Annotated in this window: 17 protein-coding genes; 6 read left to right on the top strand and 11 right to left on the bottom strand. The window is 53.8% G+C overall.

From position 1 onward, the window contains the following. The first annotated feature begins 1 nt into the window (after position 1). Positions 2 to 2,014 (top strand): asparagine synthase (glutamine-hydrolyzing), encoded by a 2,013-nt coding sequence (asnB, locus tag NHAL_RS10800; protein ID WP_013033174.1) that lies wholly within the window; start codon positions 2 to 4, stop codon positions 2,012 to 2,014. Positions 2,015 to 2,024: 10 nt separating this feature from the next. Here asnB and rfbD read toward each other — a convergent pair whose 3' ends face one another. The 5 genes from rfbD to zwf are packed head-to-tail and all read right to left on the bottom strand — an operon-like array spanning position 2,025 to position 6,896. After that, positions 2,025 to 2,915 carry a dTDP-4-dehydrorhamnose reductase gene (rfbD, locus tag NHAL_RS10795; RefSeq protein ID WP_013033173.1) on the bottom strand — a complete coding sequence of 297 codons (891 nt, stop codon included), beginning with the start codon at positions 2,913 to 2,915 and terminating at the stop codon, positions 2,025 to 2,027. Further along, complete coding sequence (rfbC, locus tag NHAL_RS10790; protein ID WP_013033172.1) at positions 2,912 to 3,457, bottom strand: dTDP-4-dehydrorhamnose 3,5-epimerase; 546 nt, start codon at positions 3,455 to 3,457, stop codon at positions 2,912 to 2,914. Before rfbC ends, rfbD begins: the two co-directional genes overlap by 4 nt. Before the next feature lie 6 nt (positions 3,458 to 3,463). Continuing rightward, the gene (gene rfbA, locus NHAL_RS10785) at positions 3,464 to 4,342 is read right to left on the bottom strand and encodes a glucose-1-phosphate thymidylyltransferase RfbA (protein ID WP_013033171.1); all 879 of its coding nucleotides are present in this window, start codon (positions 4,340 to 4,342) and stop codon (positions 3,464 to 3,466) included. Beyond that, positions 4,335 to 5,411 carry a dTDP-glucose 4,6-dehydratase gene (gene rfbB, locus NHAL_RS10780; protein ID WP_013033170.1) on the bottom strand — a complete coding sequence of 359 codons (1,077 nt, stop codon included), beginning with the start codon at positions 5,409 to 5,411 and terminating at the stop codon, positions 4,335 to 4,337. Before rfbB ends, rfbA begins: the two co-directional genes overlap by 8 nt. Positions 5,412 to 5,423: 12 nt before the next feature. Further along, the gene (zwf, locus tag NHAL_RS10775; RefSeq protein ID WP_013033169.1) at positions 5,424 to 6,896 is read right to left on the bottom strand and encodes a glucose-6-phosphate dehydrogenase; all 1,473 of its coding nucleotides are present in this window, start codon (positions 6,894 to 6,896) and stop codon (positions 5,424 to 5,426) included. Between the two features lie 405 nt (positions 6,897 to 7,301). Here zwf and glgA point away from each other — a divergent pair, with 405 nt between their 5' ends. The 4 genes from glgA to NHAL_RS19855 all read left to right on the top strand — a co-directional run bounded on the left by glgA (position 7,302) and on the right by NHAL_RS19855 (position 13,452). After that, a complete protein-coding gene (gene glgA / locus NHAL_RS10770) occupies positions 7,302 to 8,750 on the top strand; it encodes a glycogen synthase GlgA (RefSeq protein WP_013033168.1) in 1,449 nt (482 codons plus the stop codon). Between the two features lie 466 nt (positions 8,751 to 9,216). After that, the gene (gene ppc / locus NHAL_RS10765; protein WP_013033167.1) at positions 9,217 to 12,105 is read left to right on the top strand and encodes a phosphoenolpyruvate carboxylase; all 2,889 of its coding nucleotides are present in this window, start codon (positions 9,217 to 9,219) and stop codon (positions 12,103 to 12,105) included. A gap of 49 nt (positions 12,106 to 12,154) precedes the next feature. After that, positions 12,155 to 12,580, top strand: coding sequence for an NUDIX domain-containing protein (locus NHAL_RS10760; RefSeq protein WP_013033166.1), 426 nt, complete (start codon positions 12,155 to 12,157; stop codon positions 12,578 to 12,580). Then, positions 12,577 to 13,452 (top strand): eIF2B alpha/beta/delta subunit family protein, encoded by an 876-nt coding sequence (locus NHAL_RS19855; protein ID WP_013033165.1) that lies wholly within the window; start codon positions 12,577 to 12,579, stop codon positions 13,450 to 13,452. Before NHAL_RS10760 ends, NHAL_RS19855 begins: the two co-directional genes overlap by 4 nt. A 374-nt stretch (positions 13,453 to 13,826) precedes the next feature. On the opposite strand, the gene ggt is transcribed toward NHAL_RS19855, so the two are convergent. Next, complete coding sequence (gene ggt, locus NHAL_RS10750; RefSeq protein WP_041355646.1) at positions 13,827 to 15,500, bottom strand: gamma-glutamyltransferase; 1,674 nt, start codon at positions 15,498 to 15,500, stop codon at positions 13,827 to 13,829. A 1,032-nt stretch (positions 15,501 to 16,532) separates the two neighbouring features. Here ggt and NHAL_RS10745 point away from each other — a divergent pair. Continuing rightward, positions 16,533 to 17,396, top strand: coding sequence for an aldo/keto reductase (locus NHAL_RS10745; RefSeq protein ID WP_013033162.1), 864 nt, complete (start codon positions 16,533 to 16,535; stop codon positions 17,394 to 17,396). A 76-nt stretch (positions 17,397 to 17,472) separates the two neighbouring features. Here NHAL_RS10745 and NHAL_RS10740 read toward each other — a convergent pair whose 3' ends face one another. From NHAL_RS10740 to NHAL_RS10720, 5 genes are read right to left on the bottom strand one after another with little or no spacing between them, the layout of a single operon-like run. Then, on the bottom strand, positions 17,473 to 17,727 hold the full coding sequence (locus NHAL_RS10740; RefSeq protein WP_013033161.1) for a YfhL family 4Fe-4S dicluster ferredoxin: 255 nt from the start codon (positions 17,725 to 17,727) through the stop codon (positions 17,473 to 17,475). 37 nt (positions 17,728 to 17,764) lie between these two features. Next, positions 17,765 to 18,247, bottom strand: a complete 483-nt coding sequence (gene coaD, locus NHAL_RS10735; protein ID WP_013033160.1) for a pantetheine-phosphate adenylyltransferase — start codon at positions 18,245 to 18,247, stop codon at positions 17,765 to 17,767. 27 nt (positions 18,248 to 18,274) lie between these two features. Continuing rightward, a complete protein-coding gene (gene rsmD / locus NHAL_RS10730; protein ID WP_013033159.1) occupies positions 18,275 to 18,853 on the bottom strand; it encodes a 16S rRNA (guanine(966)-N(2))-methyltransferase RsmD in 579 nt (192 codons plus the stop codon). Beyond that, entirely contained in the window at positions 18,837 to 20,141 is a 1,305-nt protein-coding gene (locus NHAL_RS10725) for a M16 family metallopeptidase (protein ID WP_013033158.1), read from the bottom strand. Before NHAL_RS10725 ends, rsmD begins: the two co-directional genes overlap by 17 nt. Continuing rightward, positions 20,131 to 21,510 carry a M16 family metallopeptidase gene (locus tag NHAL_RS10720; protein WP_013033157.1) on the bottom strand — a complete coding sequence of 460 codons (1,380 nt, stop codon included), beginning with the start codon at positions 21,508 to 21,510 and terminating at the stop codon, positions 20,131 to 20,133. The genes NHAL_RS10725 and NHAL_RS10720 overlap by 11 nt, the downstream gene beginning before the upstream one ends. Between the last annotated feature and the right edge of the window lie 44 nt (positions 21,511 to 21,554).

The following is a 21,554-nucleotide window of genomic DNA, read 5'->3' as shown; positions in this document are numbered from 1 at the left end:
TATGTGTGGTATTGCCGGTTACATACATCTCAACCCCTCCCATCCTATCGATCCCCAAACCCTCGTGGCCATGGCTGCCATTCAGCATCATCGCGGCCCGGACGGTTTTGGCTATAAAGTCCTCAATGAACAAGGGATCGGCTTCAGTCATGCCCGCCTCTCCATTATTGACCTGGAAGAGAACCGAGGCCAACAACCTTTTGCTTCTGAGGACGGTCGATTGCTGCTCACCACCAATGGGGAACTTTATGATTACAAACGAATCCGGGCCGATTTAACCGCGCGGGGGGCCCGTTTTCGAACCAAGAGCGACTCCGAGTTGGTGCTTCATCTCTACCCCCGGCTAGGGCTACAGGGCATGTTACCTCACTTGCGGGGAGAATTTGCCTTTGCCCTCTACGATCAGGAAAGGGATCGGCTAATGCTCGTACGGGACCGTTTTGGGATCAAACCCCTCTACTGGACCCAAGTGAACGGCACCCTGGTATTTGGTTCCGAACTCAAGGCCCTCTTTGCCCACCCTGAAGTTCCACGCCGCTTCAGCCCTCAAGGCCTCTTTCATCAATTGATGCAAACCATGGTACCCGGCAGCACCGCCTTCGAGGGCATTCATCAAGTCAAACCCGGTCATGTGGTCATTGTGGAGCGCAAACAGGGTACTTTCCAGATCCGGGAAGAGAAATACTGGGATCTTGATTTTCCCCGGCTATCGGATCGCCACGACTCCCTGCCGGAAGAGCACTATATTGAAGGAGTCCGGGCAAAGCTTACCGAGGCTGTGCAACTTCGACTAGAAGCAGACGTGCCGGTAGGGTGCTATCTCTCCGGAGGCATTGACTCCTGCATCGCCCTAGGTCTCTCGGCTGCCATCCAGCAGTCACCCGTCAAAGCTTTCACCATCGGTTTTGATGATGCGGATTATGATGAAACGCCCATCGCCCAGGAAATGGCGCGCTCAACAGGGGCTGATCAAGACATTATCCGGCTGCGGGCCGATCACCTCTATGACCACTTTGCCGAAACTCTCTGGCATACCGAGCGAACTATCTACAACACCCTTGGGGTTGCCAAACTGCTAATGAGCCGCCATGTCCACCAAGCGCAATATAAAGTGGTCGTCACCGGTGAAGGCTCGGACGAACTATTTGGGGGCTATCCCGCCTTCCGCCGAGACATGTTCCTCCATGGGCTTGATATCCTCTCCCCCCAGGAACGAGCCCAATGGGAACAGGGGCTGGCCCAAAGCAACCAACTCTTCCGGGGGGCGATGCTGGCCGAGAACGAAACCCAGGACCCGGCTCTGAATGCCTTGATGGGTTTTACCCCTAGCTGCCTTCAGCCTTGGCTCCATGCGGCTGAACATGTCCCTGCTTTGCTGAGCGCTCCGTTCCGGGAGCAACTAGAAAACTATAAACCGGGACAAGCTATCGCGGAGAATCTGGACGCAGATATGTTGGCTGACCGTCATCCTTTGGACAAGGCCCAGTATGTTTGGGTCAAAACCATGCTTGAGGGGCAGATCCTGACCTGGGGGGGAGACCGGGTGGATATGGCCAACTCCATGGAAGCTCGCCCCCCCTTCCTAGACCACCATCTGGCCGAACTCGCTACCCAACTGCCCCCCGCTATGCGGATTAAAGGGCAGAAGGAAAAGTATGTCTTACGGGAGGCCATGCGAGGGTTACTACCTAAGGTACTTTATGAACGAGAAAAATTCGCTTTCATGGCGCCGCCTGCCCATACGGATCCCCAAAAGTGGGCAGCCGTGAACCAATTGGCCCAAAAATATCTGACGGAGGAGGCCATCGCCCAGGCTGGATTATTGGATGTTCAAGGGGTCAATACCCTGTTTGAATTACATGAGGCCGAAGCAACACCAATATCCACTAAAGTGCGGTTAGATGCAATCATCAACCACCTCCTAGGGGTGCAAATCCTGCATCAGCATTTTATTGCTACGGATATCCCGGCGCTGGCGCGGCAACGGGCTCAAGAATTAGGTTGGGTCGCTTAACCCTTAGTGGTCAATCTGAAAGCGCAAGCCCTAGCGCCTCCTTCCAATGGGGCAGTTGAATCCCAAAGGTGTCCCGAACATGGCTATTATCCAAACTAGAGAAGGCAGGGCGCTGGGCTGGGGTAGGATAACCTGAAGTCGGAATAGCCTCCAGCCTCGCCACCGGCGTGGTCCTTTGCGCTAACCGATCCAAAATGACCCGCGCAAAACCATACCAGGTAGTTTTTCCCCCACAACTTAGGTGGTAAGTACCTGCCTGTTGGCGAATATAGTCCTGCATCTGACCTCGGGACTGGGCAATAATTTGGGCCGTTCCTTCTGCTATCAAACGGCTCCAGGTGGGAGTGCCCCATTGGTCATCCACTACTTTGAGGGCCTCTCTCTCCTGGGCAAGTCGCTGCATGGTCAATAGAAAATTACGGCCCCTTAACCCATAGACCCAGCTGGTTCGCAAGATCAAATAGGCTCCACCCACTGCGGCGATAGCCTTCTCCCCCGCCAGTTTAGTTTGGCCATATACATTGAGGGGGCGGGGAGTATCCGTCTCCCGATAAGGGGAAGTATTTTCCCCATCAAAGACATAGTCGGTGGAATAATGGATAAGCGCCGCGCCCTGTTGGCGCGCTGCTTCAGCCAGAATTCCAGGAACATCGCCATTGATGGCCATGGCCCGTTCCGGTTCCTCTTCTGCCTGGTCCACGGCGGTATAAGCCGCTGCATTGACAATTAAGATCGGCTGAATGTCGGCAAGGCAAGAGCCAATATTCTCTACTTGGGCCAGATCGAGGCGATCTCGTCTCAAGGCAATCACCTCCCCTAAGGGAGCCAGTGTCCGCTGCAACTCCCAACCCACCTGACCACTTGCGCCCAGCAAAAGTATCCGTTTCCGAGTATTGTTCATGGGAACAGCTCCGCCTCTTTAAAAGCGACACCTGCTTGGTCCTTGGTGGAGACCAGCGGAGCCTTCTCCAAGGGCCAGTCTATAGCCAGCTCCGGATCATCCCAGCGAATGCAACGCTCATATTCCGGGGCATAGTAGTCCGTGGTCTTATATAAGAACTCCGCATACTCACTTAGCACTAAAAAACCGTGGGCAAATCCTTCTGGCACCCAGAGCTGATGCTTGTTTTCCGCCGAGAGGTGGCAACCGACCCAATGGCCAAAACTAGAAGAACTGCGCCGCAGATCAACGGCCACATCAAAGACTTCACCCGCAACGACCCGAACCAATTTACCTTGGGGCTGCCGAATCTGGTAGTGTAAACCCCGTAGGACGTGCCTTGCCGAGCAAGAATGGTTGTCTTGTACAAACTCGGCCTGAATATCGGTGGCTGCCGCAAAGGCTATCTTGTTATAGCTTTCAAAGAAAAAACCCCGCTTGTCACCAAAGACACGGGGTTCAATGAGCAAAACCTCGGGGAGCTTAGTCGGCTTAGCTTTCATGGAGATTTAATAAACTTTTTCACGCAATAAATTCAACAAATAGTCACCATAACCGCTTTTTTGCAGCGGTCCGGCCAAACGCTCCAGATCTGCGTCGCCGATATAGCCCATCCGATAGGCAATCTCTTCGGGACAAGCAATCTTCAGTCCTTGGCGTTTTTCAATAGTATGAATGAATAAGGCGGCATCTAACAGGGAGTCATGGGTGCCCGTATCTAGCCAAGCCATGCCGCGGCTCATCACTTCCACAAACAGTTGTTCTTCTCTTAAGTAGTGTCGATTAACATCCGTGATCTCCAACTCTCCCCGAGCTGAGGGAGTCAGGGATTCTGCTATTTCCACTACCTGCTCATTGTAAAAATACAAGCCTGTCACCGCATAACGGGATTTGGGCGCGGCAGGTTTTTCTTCAATGCTCAAAACCTTGCGACCATCTTCAAATTCAACGACTCCATAACGCTCTGGATCATGAACAGGATAGGCAAATACCGTGGCTCCCGAATCCCGCTTGGCGGCCTCCTGGAGCAGTAAAGAAAGATCGTCCCCGTGGAAAATATTGTCTCCAAGTATCAAAGCACAAGGTTCTCCCCTGATGAAGTCTTTGGCAAGAATAAAGGCTTGTGCGATTCCCTCGGGCCGGGGTTGCACCCGGTAGGAAAAACTCAGCCCCCACTGGGAGCCATCCCCCAATAATTGCTCGATACGAGGCAAATCCTGGGGAGTGGAAATCACCAAGATCTGCCGGATACCCGCTAACATCAATACCGAGAGGGGATAGTAGATCATTGGTTTGTCATAGACAGGTAGCAGTTGCTTGCAAACCGGCTGGGTGACGGGATATAACCGGGTCCCCGACCCCCCGGCAAGAATAATTCCCTTACGCATAGACTTGCCCCCTTGTGCCCAAACGCTCTCGACGATAGCTGCCATCGAGTACCCGCTGACACCACTTCTGATTATCCAAATACCACTGAAGGGTCTTGCGCAGCCCAGTCTCAAAGGTTTCCTGCGGTCTCCAACCTAATTCGCTAGCGATTTTTCCCGCATCAATGGCATACCGTCGATCATGACCCGGTCGGTCCGACACGAAGGTAATGAGAGAACGGTGAGGCCGGTGGGGGGACTCGGGAAGCAGTTCATCGAGTAGCTGGCAAATGAGTTCAACCACTTCGATATTGGTCTGTTCGTTATGCCCACCAATATTATAGGTTTCTCCTGGCTGTCCCTCAGTCAGGACGATTTGCAAAGCCCGCACATGGTCTTCCACATAAAGCCAATCCCGCACATTGTCACCCGCGCCATAAACAGGGAGGGGCTTACCTTCAATCCCATTCAGCACCATAAGGGGAATGAGTTTTTCCGGAAATTGGTAGGGACCATAATTATTGGAACAGTTGGTGATCAAAACCGGCAATCCATAAGTATGATGCCAAGCCCTCACCAGGTGATCAGAAGCGGCTTTGCTCGCTGCGTAGGGTGAATTGGGTTGATAGGGTGAGTCTTCATGAAATAAGCCCGTTTCACCTAAAGAGCCAAAAACCTCATCGGTGGAAATGTGGTGAAAGCGAAACTGGGCTTGGGCGCTCTTATCAAGCTTTCGCCAATAATCTAAGGCTGTTTCCAGTAAGGTATAGGTCCCGGTGATATTGGTATTGATAAAATCCACTGGACTATCAATGGAGCGATCCACATGGGATTCGGCGGCCAAGTGCAGCACGGCATGGGGCCGATACTGGGCAAAGAGTTGCGCCATCGCCCCCCCATCACAGATATCGGCATGGACAAATTCATAGCGGGGATGGAAGGCGATAGATTCCAAGGACTCCAGATTACCCGCATAGGTGAGTTTATCCACATTAATCACCCTTTGGTCTGTGTTTTCAATGAAATGCCGTACCACGGCAGAGCCGATGAAACCAGCCCCCCCTGTGATCAAAAGCGTTTGTTGTGTCATTGGTTTTTATCTCTAAAGAGTATTCCGCCAGCGTTGGTCATCACGGTCAAACAAGCGCGAGGTTTCAGACGGCCCCCAACTGCCCGCCCCATAACTATGGATAAACTCCCGCTCACTTGCCCACACCTTAAGGATGGGATCCACCACCCGCCAAGCCCAGCGCACTTCGTCATAACGCAAAAATAGGGAATTATCTCCCTCAATAACGTCCAAAAGCAGCGCCTCATAAGCATCCAGTTTAATTTCCCCTCGGCTACAGTAGGCGGCATCCAAAGTCGTGGTATGGGCCCGCATTTCCAGCCCTGGCTCCTTGACCTGCAGTTCAAGCCGTAAGCACTCATTGGGTTGGATGCCAAGCAAGAGCCAGTTGGGTTCGAGGCGATGGATGGGGGTTTGGCGAAATAGCTGCTGAGGCACATGTTTAAAACGGATCGAAATCTGGGAGGTGGTCGTCGCCATCCGTTTGCCCGTGCGCAAATAAAACGGTACACCACGCCAGCGCCAATTATCGATATAAAGCTTGAGGGCCGCATAAGTCTCCGTGGTGCTATCCTTGTCGACCCCTTTTTCCTCCAAATAGCCTGGCACTTTTTTATCCTGGAAGGTGCCGGGTGCGTACTGGGCCCGAAAAGCATGGGCATTGACGGCGCTTGCCGGAATAGGGCGGATGGACTTCAATACCTTGACTTTCTCATCCCGCAAGGATTCCGGATCCATACTCGGCGGGGGTTCCATTGCCACTAGGGCAAGCATTTGTAAAAGGTGACTTTGGATCATATCCCGTAGAGCACCAGTCCCTTCGTAATACCCTGCCCGCCCCTCAAGCCCCTGTGTTTCTGCATGGGTGATTTGAATGTGGTCGATATAATTACGGTTCCAGAGGGGTTCGAGCATCAAATTAGCAAAGCGGAAAACAAACACATTCTGCACCGTCCCCTTCCCCAAATAATGGTCGATGCGAAAGATTTGACGCTCGGCAAAATATCGATGCAACCGAGTTTCCAGGCGCTCAGCGCTGTCCACATCATAGCCAAAAGGTTTTTCCACCACCAACCGCCGCCAACCGTCTTTTTCTGAGTTAAGGCCCACCACACCTAAATTATCGGAAACCACGCCGAACTCTGCCGGACGGATGGACATATAGAACACCATATTGGCAGGAAAGGCCTGAGCTTCCTCTTCCAGGTAGGCCTTAAGATGGGGGTAGGTGTCCGCTTCCGCAAGATCCCCCTGAAAATAATACAATCGTTGTTGAAAACGGGCTAAAATCGCTTTATCTAGGCCCCCTCTTGCCTTCGACTCAATTTTCTCAGCCACCCATTGGCGCCAGTGCTCAGTATTCCAATCTCGACGTCCAAGACCTATGATAGCCATTTTATTGGGCAGCCGTTGCTCCACCTCTAAATGATAGAGCGCAGGCAATAGCTTATTGCAGCTTAGGTTACCGGTAGCACCGAAAATTACGAAAGTACAGGATGCAAGCATATTAACCTCACCTGGCGATCACAAAGGCCATAGGGAATACTATAGCCTGGATTTTAGATCGTCCTTTTCAAGGTCCTCACCCGCCCACTCAGCATTCAAGTTGCTCAGCAGGAGAGAGAATATAACCATCCGCCAGGGTGAGAACTTAAAAGCCCGGCACAATATTCTGATTAGCACATGAAATCAAATTTTGGTATACTAATGGGCTTTTGTTAAAAATATATCTAGTTTTTGCAGACAATTTTTATTGCGTCTAAGCACCGACCTCCCGGCGCGGGTATGGTTTTGCTATACCTTAAGCTTAATTTTCCATTTTTTAAAACAAAAAAATCAAAAATAATCTGTCTAACTTAATGACATGCACCTTGTGGCCGAATAAGCTTTGTGATTTTTCGAGGCATCAAAGTGTATAAAATCCTTTTTGCCAGCAGTGAGGTCCATCCTCTAATCAAAACGGGCGGTTTGGGTGATGTCGCCGGCACCTTGCCCGTGGAACTCGCCCACCTAGGACAGGACGTAGGCATCATCCTACCGGCCTACCCTGCCTGCAAAATCCACCTTGGAAACCTGACAGAAGTGGCCTGTTTGCAGCTTCCCTCAACACCAAGGCCAGTTCGCATTTTGAAAAGCCAACTCCCCGAGGGGCCAAACCCCGTCTGGTTGGTAGACAGTCCTGAATACTTTGACCGCCCAGGCAACCCTTATTTAGACGAAAATGGCCAGGATTGGCCAGACAATGCCTCACGCTTTGCTACTTTCTGCCAAGCCATTGCCGCCTTTGCAAGTCATCCAGCACTGGGGCGACAGCCTGATATCATCCACTGCAACGATTGGCAAACAGGGCTGCTTCCTCCGCTTCTCAGCCAAGCCAAAAATCGCCCTGCAACGCTATTCACCATTCATAACCTCTCCTACCAAGGGGTGTTCCCCCGCCAGCAGTTCGAAGCCTTAAAACTGCCCTCCGGGTGGTGGTCCCCCGATGCTTTAGAGTTTCACCAGCAATTTTCCTTTATCAAGGGGGGACTGGTATTTGCCGATTGGCTCACCACCGTCAGCCCCACCTATGCCCGGGAAATCCTGACCCCAGAATTTGGTTGCGGCCTGGACGGCGTGCTTCGCCGGCGGGCAGAACACCTTACGGGCATTCTCAATGGCGCCGATTACCAGCATTGGGATCCAATCCACGATACTTTCATCGAGAAACCCTATGACAAAAGCTGTTGGCACCATAAAGCCTTTAACAAGTTGGCACTGCAGCGCCACTATGGCTTGCTTGAAGACGAAACTATCCCCCTGCTGGGTTTTGTCGGGCGGTTAGTAGAACAAAAAGGGATTGACCTTATCCTCAGGGCGTTACCTAAGCTACTCTCTGAAAAGGTCCAAGTGGTTTTTCTAGGCCAAGGCGACGAAGACTATGAGCATGCCCTGCAAAAACTTGCTTCCCGCTACCCCCACCAAATGGGATTGTCCATCCGCTATGATGAACAGCTCGCCCATGGCATCCAAGCGGGTGCTGATATCTTCCTCATGCCTTCTCGCTTTGAACCCTGCGGCCTAACCCAGCTTTATGCCTTACGTTATGGCACTGTGCCGATTGTGCGCCGCACTGGGGGTCTCTCCGATACCGTGGTGGATGCAACCGAAGAAAACCTCCGCCGAGGACGGGCCACAGGCTTCATCTTCACAGAGCCTACCCCCTCCGCCCTACTTGCTGCCATCCGACGGGCATTGGCTTTGTATCACCAGCGCAGCCTATGGCGCCAACTCGCCCTGACCGGCATGGAACAGGACTTTAGCTGGCGGGCTAGCGCTAAGGCCTACCTCCACCTTTATCGCCGGCTCGTCCCAAATTAGCCCCATGCCAAAGTATAAATAGGGGTGTATCTTAGCCTCGGAGTTCGCTGCTTATGAGTGACAATTATCGGCTTATCTGCTTTCGCCGACCGGGCTCCTGCCCGGTTGCCCTCTGCGCGTTTCCTGCTTCATTGAGGCCCCTATTGTCCCAGGCCGACCCTGGTATCGTCGGGAGGCTGTGCCCCTCCACAGGCCTAACTTCCCGCGCTCCTCGCGGTAGCCAAAAGGGATGTGCCGGTCGGGTTTTACATCATGGCCGATCTTCTGATAACAACCCCAAGGTCTCCCTATTGAGACCACACCCTAGCCTGAGGTCGATGTTACCGAAACGCGCCACAGTGAACAACAAGTTATGTGGCCCTCGCGCTCGATGCTCCGCAAAGCTGCGCACTCTCGCTAGGGGGTCGTCGTGCGTCCATGCACTCCTTCAAGGCCAGATGCGCCAGACCAAGCTATACAGGTTATAATGACACCCATGATGAAACAAATCCCCGAAGCCAAACCCGCACCAATAGCTTCCGTGTCCCCGGATCAAACCAAGAATGCCACTCCCTGGCGCGATAAGGAATTGCGTGCCCGAGTCAAGCTTTTTGGCAATCTACTGGGCCAAGTCATCCAAGCCCAGTCGAGGGAAAAAGTATTCGCCGCTGTAGAAGCCTTGCGCAAGGGCTACATCAACCTACGCAAAAAAGAGAATCCAGATAAACGAATCCAGCTACTGCGCCTTATCAGTAAGCTAGATGTGGAAACGCTTACCCAAGTGGTGCGGGCATTTAGCATCTACTTCAGTCTCGCGAATATTGCCGAGGAGGCCTACCAACACCGCCAACGGCAACGCCGCATTGATGCGGGGGGACCTCTTTGGCGGGGCTCATTTGAAGAGACCCTACAGGAGGTACGAAATGGGGGAGTTGGGCCTGGGCAACTTCAAATTCTACTGGATAGCCTGGCTTATATTCCTGTCATTACCGCCCATCCCACTGAGGCCAAGCGGCGCACGGTAATGGAACACCTCCGCAAGATTTTCCTCACCAGCAAACTTCTGGACGAGGCTCGACTGAGTCAACGGGAGGAGGAAGCACTGCACCGTCAATTAGAACGGCAGATTCAAGTCCTCTGGAAGACTGACGAAGTGCGGGCTCACCGGCCCCAGGTCCGAGATGAAATCATCAATGGCCTGTTCTATTTCAAAGTCAGCTTATTCCAAGCAGTCCCCGAAACCTATCGCCAACTGGAAGAAGCCATTCACAAAGTCTATGGGGATGATCTCCCTGAAAATACCACAATCCGAGTACCCAGCTTTTTGCACTTTGGATCCTGGATTGGAGGAGATCGGGACGGCAATCCCAATGTCAAACCGGAGATCACTGCCATGGCAGTGCGCTTGCAAATGCGGATGGCGTTGCGGCATTACCTCGAGCGCATTGGGGAATTGATGCGTATCCTGACTCACTCCATTCCCCTCATCCAACCCTCCACAGCCCTGATGGACAGCATTAACCAGGATCTTAATGACTGCCCAGAGGCCCTCCTCGGCAACCCTACCCGCTTTAGTCATGAGCCTTACCGGCGCAAGCTCTACCTGATGCGCTACCGCCTGCTTGATAATTTACGGGCAGTGGAGCTACATCTTAAGCCAGAGAGCGGGCTCAGCCCCCCTAGCGGTGTAGGTTATCCCTCTGAGGATGAATTCCTTCAGGATCTTTACCTCATTCGCGACAGTCTTATCAACCATGGCGATGGCAACATTGCAGCAGGAGAACTACAAGATCTGATTCGCCTGGTAGAAAGTTTTGGGTTTTACCTCCTTAAACTGGACATTCGCCAGGAATCCAGTTGCCATACAGAGGCAGTCGCTGAATTAGTAAAGCAGGCAGGACTCCACCCCGCTTACCTTGATCTCTCAGAGACCGAACGTCAACAACTGCTCTCCGAACAGCTCGCCCGTGAAGAAGGAGTCCCCATCGACCGGGAGCAACTGACTCCCCCTACCCGGGAAACCCTTGAAATATTTGACGTCATGGCCCAAATGCGCCGGGAGGTCAGCCCCCGGGTCTTTGGCACCTATGTGATTTCCATGACCCATGCCGCCAGTCATGTCCTAGAGGTCATGTTCCTAGGCCATCTCGCTGGCTTGGCTAAACACCAGCAAGGTCAATGGCATTGCGACCTCCAGATTTCCCCCTTGTTTGAGACCATCGAGGATTTGGAGCATATCGAGCCTGTCATGACCGCTCTGCTCGATGATCCCAGTTATCAAGCCCTACTCCAGGCTTCTGGTAACCAGCAAGAAGTCATGATTGGCTACTCGGATTCCTGTAAGGACGGGGGAATTCTGGCCTCCTCCTGGAAACTGTATGAAGCGCAAAAGAAAGTCACCGCCCTGACTGGCGACCGGGGTGTAGATTGCCGCATCTTCCATGGCCGGGGGGGAACCATTGGCCGTGGCGGCGGCCCCACCTTTGACGCTATCCTGTCCCAACCTCGGGGTACAGTCCACGGTCAAATCAAATTCACGGAACAAGGCGAGGTGCTCTCCTCTCGGTACAGCAACACCGAGACTGCCATTTATGAGCTAGACATGGGAATAAGCGGCTTGATTAAGGCGAGCGCTTGCCTCGTCCAGCCCCCCCAAGAAGAAAAGCGCGACTATCTCGGAGTCATGGACTTTTTAGCCGAAGCTGGCGAGCGGGCCTACCGGGAACTTACGGAGGAAACGCCCGGTTTTCAAGATTATTTCTACGAAGCCACTCCCGTCAATGAAATTGGACTTTTGAATATTGGCTCCCGGCCCTCCCACCGGAAAAAAGGCGATCGCTCCAAGGCCTCAGTACGGGCCATTGCCTGGGTCTTTGGTTGGGCCCAAGCCCGCCACACTTTCCCCGCCTGGTATGGCATCGGCAGCGCCTTGGAGCAATGGCGGGCCGGCGCCCCCGATCGGCTTGCAAAACTCCAAGCCATGTATCAAGAATGGCCCTATTTTCGGGCCATGCTGAGTAATATCCAAATGTCTTTGGCCAAGGCCGAGTTGCGCATCGCCCAACAATACGCCGAGTTGTGTCTCGATCCCGAGACGGGAGAGCGAATCTTTGCCATGCTCAGTGCCGAATATCAGCGCACCGTGACGCAAGTGCTCCATATTGTGGGCGCTCACACGCTACTGGAGGAAAATCCCTCCTTGGCCTTGTCCCTGAGGCGTCGGGACCCTTATCTAGACCCCCTCAACCATATCCAACTCACCCTCATCCAGCGCACCCGCGACCCCCTGCTCACCCCCGTAGAACGCCAAGCTTGGATCGATCCCTTGCTGCGTTCTATCAATGCTATTGCCGCGGGGATGCGCAATACAGGCTAGTCTATCTTGAAGGAGTATCCGCTGATTTTCCAACTAACCCAGGAGGGCAATGAAACCACCTACTCCCAAGCCCATCCGCCAAGTTGTCACTGTTTTTTTGGAACATCAAGGCAAGATATTGCTGGTCCGCCGCAGCCAACGAGTGGGCAGCTACCAAGGGCGCTGGTCAGGGATTAGCGGCTATTTAGAAGATCCCACTCCCCTAGCGCAGGCCCTCCGTGAAATCCAAGAAGAGACCGGGCTAAAGGGAGAAGACATTACCCTGCTCAAGAGTGGCCCACCACTCTCCGTGGATGACCCTGATTCGCCGGTACTGTGGGAAGTTCACCCTTTCCTATTCCAGGTTGAACATCCTGAGGCTATCCGTTTAGATTGGGAAAACACCGAGCTATGCTGGGTAACCCCCACAGCATTATCCGATTATCCCACCGTTCCTGCCCTTGCTGAGGCCCTTGCTCAAGTCTATCCCCCATGAAAGATGAGATAGCAATTCTTGCCGAGGATCGGGAACACGGGGCCAGCGAATTGGCTCGGCGCAGTCTCGCCTTGCTGGCTAACCGAGCCCAAACCAGCCCGGCCACAAGCTGTGGTGGCCTTATCACCGAATTAAACCTCATCGCTAATCGGCTCCGGCAAACCCGACCCAGTATGGCTCCCGTCCAGAATCTAGTAGGACGCTGGCAATCCCTCCTAGTTTGTCTCCCCCAGGAAGAGGTGGCCAGCCTGCGTCCAAAAATAGTGGCCCTTGCCCAGCAACTACAGGATCAATCCCAACAGGCAGTCACTGCCATCGCCCGGCAAACAGCAGCGCTGGTAGGTAGGAGCGCGACGGTGATGACCCACAGCCTCAGCTCTACCGTGGTGGCTTCTTTTAAGATATTGAAAGAGCAAGGGGTTAACGCCGTTGTGACCGAATCCCGGCCGCTCCAGGAAGGCTATAGGCTCGCCAGGCAACTGTCCGCATGGGGAATTGCCACGACCTTGATTACCGACGCCCAGATGGGGCTCTTTGTGGGAAAGGCCAAAGCGATTGTGGTGGGCGCAGACACCCTGCTCAATGATGGCTCCGTAATCAACAAAGCCGGTACCTTGCTACTCGCTTTAGCCGCCCGCCGCCAAAATATCCCCTTCTATGTGGCCAGCGAAACCTTTAAGCGGGTATCTGCTTCGCCGGCCCAGGCCCACCTAGAGGAAAAAGGGCCGGAGGAGTTGGCCCTTGAGCCCCAGCCCGGGATAACCCTGCGCAATATTTATTTTGATATTACGCCCCCGGATTTGATCAGTGCCTATATCACCGAGCAGGGAGTTTACCGCCAGGCGAGTGAACTTCCTTTTTTTACAATATAGCGGCCAGTAGTGCCTTTTTTCTTCTCCCCTGGCGGGAGAAGGTAAGGATGAGGGGGTGAATAGAGCACCGGCAGTATTGTTTTGCCGGATACGCGACGCTTAATCCGGCCTACAGGCTGTTTATTGGTGCCTCCTCGTAGGCCGGAGCGATTCGCCGGGAGCGAATCGGGACTTCCGCCGGAGGCCCGAAGGGGCGCGCATCAACATCAATAAGGCCTTGAGGCCGTTTCCGGCAAGCTCATACCTGAAACGGATGGACTTAGCCCCCATTAATTTGCTCAATTCTCCCCATTTAAAACACAACCTAGAACATCTTATGGATGGAGCACGGCACGCAACCGTTTCAACACCTCATCAACATGTATTTCCGGCTCTCAACGAACAACCGCTTGCCCCACCCCCCTGGGATCACTGGCCGCCTCAACCCGGTTTCGAACTCGATCCCAAAACAGGGCTTGCATATTCCCCCACCGCCGCTCATGGGGTGTCAGGCGATGCCCCAAAGCTTGCAAACGCCGAATTAGTTTGTCATCAAAAGCCTGGGGTTCATATTGCACCTCATCGGGTAAATATTGGTGGTGAAAACGGGGTTGCGATACTAAGCGGGTTAAATCCGCCCCCTCCACATGATTCAGGAGGCCAAGCAATACCATGGTGATAATCCGGCTGCCCCCAGGCGTTCCCAATACCAATACGCCGCGTTCGTCCTCCACGAAGGTAGGGGTCATGCTGGACAAGGGCCTTTTCCCAGGCGCAATGGCATTAGCTTGATTGCCAATCAGGCCATAGACATTGGGTACGCCGGGGGCAGCCGCAAAGTCGTCCATCTCATCGTTAAGTAAAACCCCCGTACCGGGAGGCATGAAACCAGAGCCAAAAGGGTAGTTGATACTCAAGGTGGCGGCGACCCAATTTCCCTCCCGATCGATGATAGAAAAATGCGTGGTATGTGGTCCGGTTTCCTGGTTTCCAATACCAGGAAGATGGGCGCTAGGGGTTGCCCGGTCGAGGCGGATGCCAGCCCGCAATCCGGCACCATAATAAGGATGGCTCAACCTTTCCACTGGAATATCCACAAAATCCGGGTCCCCTAAGTACTGGGCCCGATCCCGGTAAGCACGGCGCATGGCTTCGATAATGAAATGGGTACGAGCCGCCCCTGAGAGGGTGGATAAATCCTCCTGGGCGAGGATATTCAACATGGTCAGCAAAGCGATGCCACCGGAAGAAGGGGGACTCGCAGAAATAATATTAAAACCACGGTATTTACCCCGCACCGGTTCTCGCTCCACCACCTGATATTGGGTTAAATCTTCCAAACGCCAAATACCTCCAGCAGCTCGCACGCCGTCTACCAGGGCCTCTGCCACCGGCCCCTGGTAAAAACCTGCCGCGCCCCGTGCAGCGAGAGCTTCCAGGGTAGCCGCCAAGGCGGGTTGTTTAATCCGCTCCCCTAGGGTGGGTACTTTTCCATTGCTCAAAAACACCCGACTGGCAGCGGGCCAGCGCTTAAGCACAGGAAGGCGAAAGGCCACCCGGCGGCGGTAAGGCTCATCCACCTCAAATCCCCCATGGGCATAGCCGATGGCGGGGGCTAAAGTTTCGGCGAGGGACAAGCGACCATAATGCGCTGCCAGATGGGCCAGTGCCGCTGGCAGACCGGGGATTGCCGCTGCTAACGGCCCATCGACAGAGGCTCCCTCAATCAATTCACCTGCATCATCAAGATACATTTGAGAGGTGGCCGCAAGGGGAGCCCGTTCTCGGCCGTCAATCATGATTTCGACATTATCCTTGGCGCGATGGAGCAGCCAGAATCCGCCCCCTCCCAGCCCGGAGCTGTAAGGTTCCACCACCGCCAGGGCTGCGCTCATCGCCACCGCCGCATCAAACGCATTACCCCCCGCTTCCAGCACCTTATGCCCGGCACGGGTAGCAAGGGGGTGGGCACTGGCGATAGCCGCTGCGGGGGGGGCTTTCTGGGCGACAGCTAAACTACTCCCCAAAACCAGAAAAGCAAACACCGCGATACGGAGGAAGATGGTCATCACCGGGTCGACAACAGGCTTAATAGTAAGTGGAGTTGAGCGGACAGCCGCCATTGGTCTGAAGTATTTGAGAGATGATTTTGCTGCGTTAGATTGAACGCAAGTGTTTAGGCTGCTTCTTCGTTGACAAGGGGCAATAATCCTTTAGCTTTTGCGTCCAAAATCACCATTTGGACAACATTGCCCTGAGCGTCATAACTTTTGGAGTTTCGCCATGACTGATTTCAATTTTGTTCCTACAAAACTTCATCAACCTGGAGAATTCGCGATTCCTCGCGGTCCTCGACGAAGGGGTGACCTTGGTCTTGGGGTCTTTACCGCTCCTCGCGCTTTCACATCGGGTGCTCCCCACCCTAGGCTCCGAGAGCAATAAAATCATAGCGCCAATTCATGGCAAAACGCAAGCAATGCGGCCCTCGCGCTCGGCGCGCCGTTTCACTTCGCAACCTTGCTAGGGGGTCGCCTAACATCCATGTGAGGCTCCAATGGAACGCATGAGTTAACTCTCCTCAAAATGGTGCATCACCGTCTTGACGATCACCAATTAAACCTCTCAGGTTGGCACAGGCGCGGAGGCCCCGACCTTCAGGTGGGGGAGGAAGCGCCCGCAATTAGGGTATAATGTGCCTGCACTTAGGCACCCACCGGGTAAACAGTTCGTGCTTAAAAATACTGGCATTGTTTAACGTCTCCGGGTAACTGGACAGCATCGCCAAACGACCAAGATGCTGCGTTAATACAATAAGGCTGCTCCGCTTCTGCAGCGTCCTGGTCAGACGTGTCAACCAGCCTAACGGGCAAGCGGTTAAGCCAGGAAACCCGCTCTTGGTGCCCAATGTAGCGTGCGTTGATCTCATAGGGATTGAGGGAGTACAGCTACAAGCCTCTTCCTTTAGGGAGAGGTAGTTGACGTGGGCTCAGACTCTTCGGCAAACGAGGGTACAGAAATTCGGCAGGGTATTGCGGAATTCCGTCTTGAAATCATAGGGTTCATCCGGATCGTCGAATAGGGCATTCATTAAGGAGATTTTCATGAAAAGAGAGCTTGACGGGACAGGCTATCAACTTTATGCCATCGGCCTCGGCGCCATGCCTCTTTCCATCGCCGGGCGGCCGGAGAAAAAGGACGCCATGGAGGTCATTCGAGCATTTGTGGAAAACGGCGGCAATTTTATCGATACCGCGAATGTTTACTGTCTTGATGATGGAGAATTGGGTCATAACGAGCGCCTTATCTATTCTGCCCTGACCCAACTTGGGGCACGCAATGAAGTATTGGTTGCGACCAAGGGAGGACTCCGGCGTCCTCGCGGAGAATGGGTCGTTGACGCCCACCCCGAATGGCTACGCACCTCCTGCGAACAAAGCCTGCGAGATCTCCACTGCGAAATCATCGACCTCTATTATCTCCATGCGCCTGATCCCAACATCCCCTTCGAGGAGTCCCTGGGGATGCTAATCCGGCTCAAGGAGGAAGGCAAAATTCGGCACTTAGGGCTCTCCAATATTGATTCCCGGCAATTGGAACTGGCTTTGAAGCAAGTTCCAATTGCCGCAGTGCAAAATCGCTGCCATCCCTTCCACAAGCAGGATTTCCAGAGCGGATTAGCGGATCTATGCCAAAACCAAGGGATCAGCTACGTTCCTTACAGCCCTGTCGGAGGACGGCGTCACCACGAACGTTTAACTGCCCACCCTTTATTTCAAGATCTTGGTGAAAAGCACCAGGCCTCCCCCTATCAGATTGCGCTGGCTTGGCTACTGCAAAAAGGAGAGCATATCCTGCCTATCCCCGGGGCTAGCAAGATCGCCAGCGTGCTAAGTAGTATGGGGGCGATCAAGGTCCAACTGGAGACAGGGGATAGGGAGGCCATCGACCAGCTAGCGGATGATTAAGTCTCGATTCGGCTAACTGATCTATCTAGGCTAACCGGATATCGCAAAAAGACTTAGCTATCCAAAAAACTTCGAGTTACTCCGATTGAGCCATCAGCGCTTTATATTTGCCCTCTAGCTCCTCTTGGGTTTCTTTACGGCCAGGATCAGGAATAATACATTCCACTGGACAAACCTCAACGCATTGGGGAGTCTCAAAATGCCCGACACACTCCGTACAGAGCTTGGGCTCAATGACATAAATCTCCTCTCCTTGGGAAATTGCTCCATTAGGGCACTCGGGCTCGCAGACATCGCAGTTGATGCACTCGTCGGTAATCAATAAAGCCATAGCTTATTCCTGACTAAAATACTCAATTATAAATATTTTAGCCCAATTTTTCAGTCAGCGCAGCCAGCACACTAGGATGCACAAAAGGCGATACATCGCCTCCTAAAGCGGCCACCTCCCGTACTAGGCTAGCCGAAATAAAGGCATATTGCTCGGCAGGTGTCAGAAACAGCGTTTCCACTTCCGGCACCAAGTGGCGATTCATGCTGGCTAATTGAAATTCGTACTCAAAGTCGGATACTGCCCGCAACCCTCGCAGCAACACGCGGGCGCCACAATCCCGGGCAAAATCCGCCAGCAAACTATCAAAGCCTTGCACTTCCACATTAGGGTGATCCGCCAAGACCTCTTCGGCCAAAGACACCCGTTCCTCTAATGAAAAGCAGGGTGCTTTCACGGGACTGGCGGCAACGGCCACAATAATCCGCTCAAATAAGGGGGCCGCGCGCGCCACCAAATCACTATGACCTCGGGTAATAGGGTCAAAAGTCCCTGGGTAAACAGCAGTAATATTTGGCATGGGTTAGAATTCTCAAGTCAGCTGAGTTTAACTACGGCGAGCCAAATAATACCCCACTTCCCCGGCTTGTTTGCTGTGCACTAACTCCCAGCTAGCGGGCAAAGGCGGTAAACCCCCACGGCCCCGGGCCTCCAGATAAATGTAGGCGCCGAGGGTCAACCAACCGCCCTGCTCCAGGTGCTCGCAGCAGGGCCCTAGCAACTCACTCCCAAAGGGGGGGTCTAAAAAAGCAATATCAAAACTTTGAGTAGGGCTCCGGAGATAAGCCAAAGCCTCACTGGCAACCACCTCTACCCCCTTAGCATCAAGGCGCATTACCTGAGCATAAATTTCCCGACAGACCCGCGGATCCTTCTCCACCATGACCACTTGCGCCGCCCCCCGGGAACTGGCCTCCAGACCCAAGACGCCGCTGCCTGCAAATAAATCCAAGCAATGGGCGCCCATAATCACCGGCTGAAGCCAATTAAATAAGGTCTCCCGAACCCGATCCGGGGTAGGGCGCAGCCCTGGGCGAGGGGAAAAGGTGAGTTTCCGACCGCGCCAGAGACCACCAATAATCCGAACCTGGCCTCGGGAAGCTCCGGCTCTACCCTTCGGCGGCACCACCCACCATAACCGTGACCATCTTATCTAGATCAACTCTTTTCTGAAAGGCCTCCCGAATCTGGGCCACCGTGACCGCTTCCACCTGGGAGGTAAAGGTTTCCAAATAATCCAGCGGCAATCGATAGAAACCAATCATAGCAAGATACTGGACTTTCTCCCCATTACTATCGATTCTTAGTGGAAACCCCCCGGTAATATTTTGCTTGGCAAACTGGAGTTCCTCCTCACCGGGCCCCCTGGTCATAAACTCTTTCAGAGTGTTGCGCAGCACCTGCAAGGCTTCCTCCGCCTGTTCATTGCGGGTCTGTAACGCCAAAATATAGGGACCCCGGCGACGCATGGGGCTAAAATAGCTGTAGGCGCTATAGGTCAGGCCCCTTTTCTCCCGCAGTTCCACACTGATCCGTGACACCAGGCCGCTGCCGCCCAATACATGGTTCCCCACATATAAGGGGAAATAGTCGGGATCGCCACGGCGCATGCCTACCGTGCCCAGGATGACGGTGGTTTGGGTGGAAGGATAAGTAATGACCTCCCTACTGGCCTCCTCGAGGCTAGGTACAGAAGGTAGCGTGGGCGCCGGTTTTCCGGCGGGCAAATCGCCTATCACCTGCTCTGCGACTTCTTCGGCCTGAGTACGGTCCAGGGCGCCTACAATGGCCACTACCGCATTACGACCCACATAGTGGCGCTGATGGAAAGCCAAGGCGTCATCCCGGCTCAGACTGGCTAGCCCCTCCTCGGTCCCTGAAGGTAAATGAGCATAAGGATAATCGCCGTAAAGGTGACGGTAAAAGGCTCGGCTAGCAAGACTGCTTGGCGACTGCAACTGCCTTTGTAGGGTGGCCTCCATGCGTTTGCGCACTCGCTCAAAAGCCCCTGATGGCATGGCAGGCTTGGCCAAAACCAAGGCCATGGTCTCCAGCGCCGGCTGCAAAATTTCAGGCCTTGTCAGGCTGCGTAGACTCACTACTGCCATGTCCCGCTCGGCTTGGGTGCCAAATTGGGCGCCCAGGCTATCGAAACGCTCGGCGATGGCATCGGCATCCAGCTCGCCCGCGCCCTCCGACAATAAAGCATTGCTCAATCGGGCCAATCCCGGTTGGTCCCCATCCCGGGCCGCACCGGCGTCAAAGACCACCCGGATATCCACCATGGGCAGTTCCTTGGCCTGGATAAAATAGACCCGCGCCCCGTTTGCCGCGGTCCAGTGCTGAATATCAGGGGCTGCCGAAACCGTCCCCGCAATACCCCATAGAATTAAAACGAGCAGACTACGAAACATGGCGGCCTCCCTCGGTGGGCTGAGTTGGGGGTGCTTCTTCTCCCGGCTGAATAGGCAAAGGCACCAATTCCGCTCGGGTCAAATTGCCCTCCAGCAGATATTTTTGGGCCACCGCTTGAACTTGCTGAGCGGTGATGGCCTGTACACGATCCACATAGGCATCGGCTAGCCGCCAGTCTAAGCCCACTGTCTCCAACAAACCCAACTGCATGGCTTGAAAGAACATGGAATCCTGCTCAAAGACTTTATGGGCCACGACTTGGTTTTTGATTCGCTCCAGTTCTTCTTTGCTTACCAGCTCCTTTTGCAACCGCTGGATCTGGGCCCCAATAGCCTCCTCTAACTCGGCGATGGTATGTCCTTGGGCCGGGACCCCGGCAATCACCAACTGGTCCTGGCCACGGGCATAAAGATCGTAGCTAACCCCCACACTGGTAGCGACCTGACTGCCCCGGATCAGTTCCTTGGAGAAACGGGAACTGCGCCCCCCATCCAGGATTCCTGCTAGCACTTCCAGGGCGTAGGCCTCCCAATCCTCTTCAGCAGTCTTGATGACGGGAACTTTCCAGCCTAACAACAGATAAGGCAGCTCGGCCGGGGCCTTCACGAAGATCTCCCGACGGCCATTCTGGGGAATCTCTTGCTGGGGTTTCGGCGGAGTGATCGTCTCCGGCTCCAGGGGACCGAAATACTTTTTGGCCAAAGTATAGATGGCCTCCGGGTCCACATCGCCCACCACCACGACCGTGGCATTGTTAGGGGCATACCATTTCTGATACCAGGCCTGCAAATCCTTTAGCCCATAATGTTGGATATCACTCATCCAGCCAATGATGGGATGATGATAAGGACTACTCAGAAAGGCCGTGGCGTTAAAACGCTCGTAGGTCAAGGCATTGGGGTTATCTTCCGTGCGCATACGCCGCTCTTCCATCACCACCTGCTTTTCCTTGCGTAGTTCCTCGGGATCGAGCACCAGATTACGCATGCGATCAGCCTCCAAGCGGAAGCTCACCTCCACCCGGTCATTGGCCATTTGCTCAAAATAGGCCGTATAATCGCGGCCCGTAAAGGCATTCTCCTCGCCGCCGTTAGCGGAAATAATTTGCGAAAATTGGTTAGGCTCCAGGGTTTTGGTACCCTTAAACATCATATGCTCCAGCATATGGGAAATGCCGGTGATCCCACTGTGCTCGTAGCTAGAGCCTACCTTGTACCACACTTGGGAGACCATCACTGGTGCGCGAGGGTCTTCCTTAACCAGGAGTTTTAGCCCGTTCTCCAGGGTAAATTCATGCACTTTGGCCACAGCCGCCAGCGGCAGCACCAAGACCACAAAGGTCCCTAGCAAGCGTATGAATGGCGTCATCGTCTTCCTTCTTACTCTTAATGAAAATGGCAATAATGATAGGA

The organism is Nitrosococcus halophilus Nc 4, assembly GCF_000024725.1.
Classification (GTDB): Bacteria; Pseudomonadota; Gammaproteobacteria; order Nitrosococcales; family Nitrosococcaceae; genus Nitrosococcus; species Nitrosococcus halophilus.
Note: the sequence above shows the minus strand (reverse complement) of the source record. Positions and strands in the feature narration are given on the sequence as shown.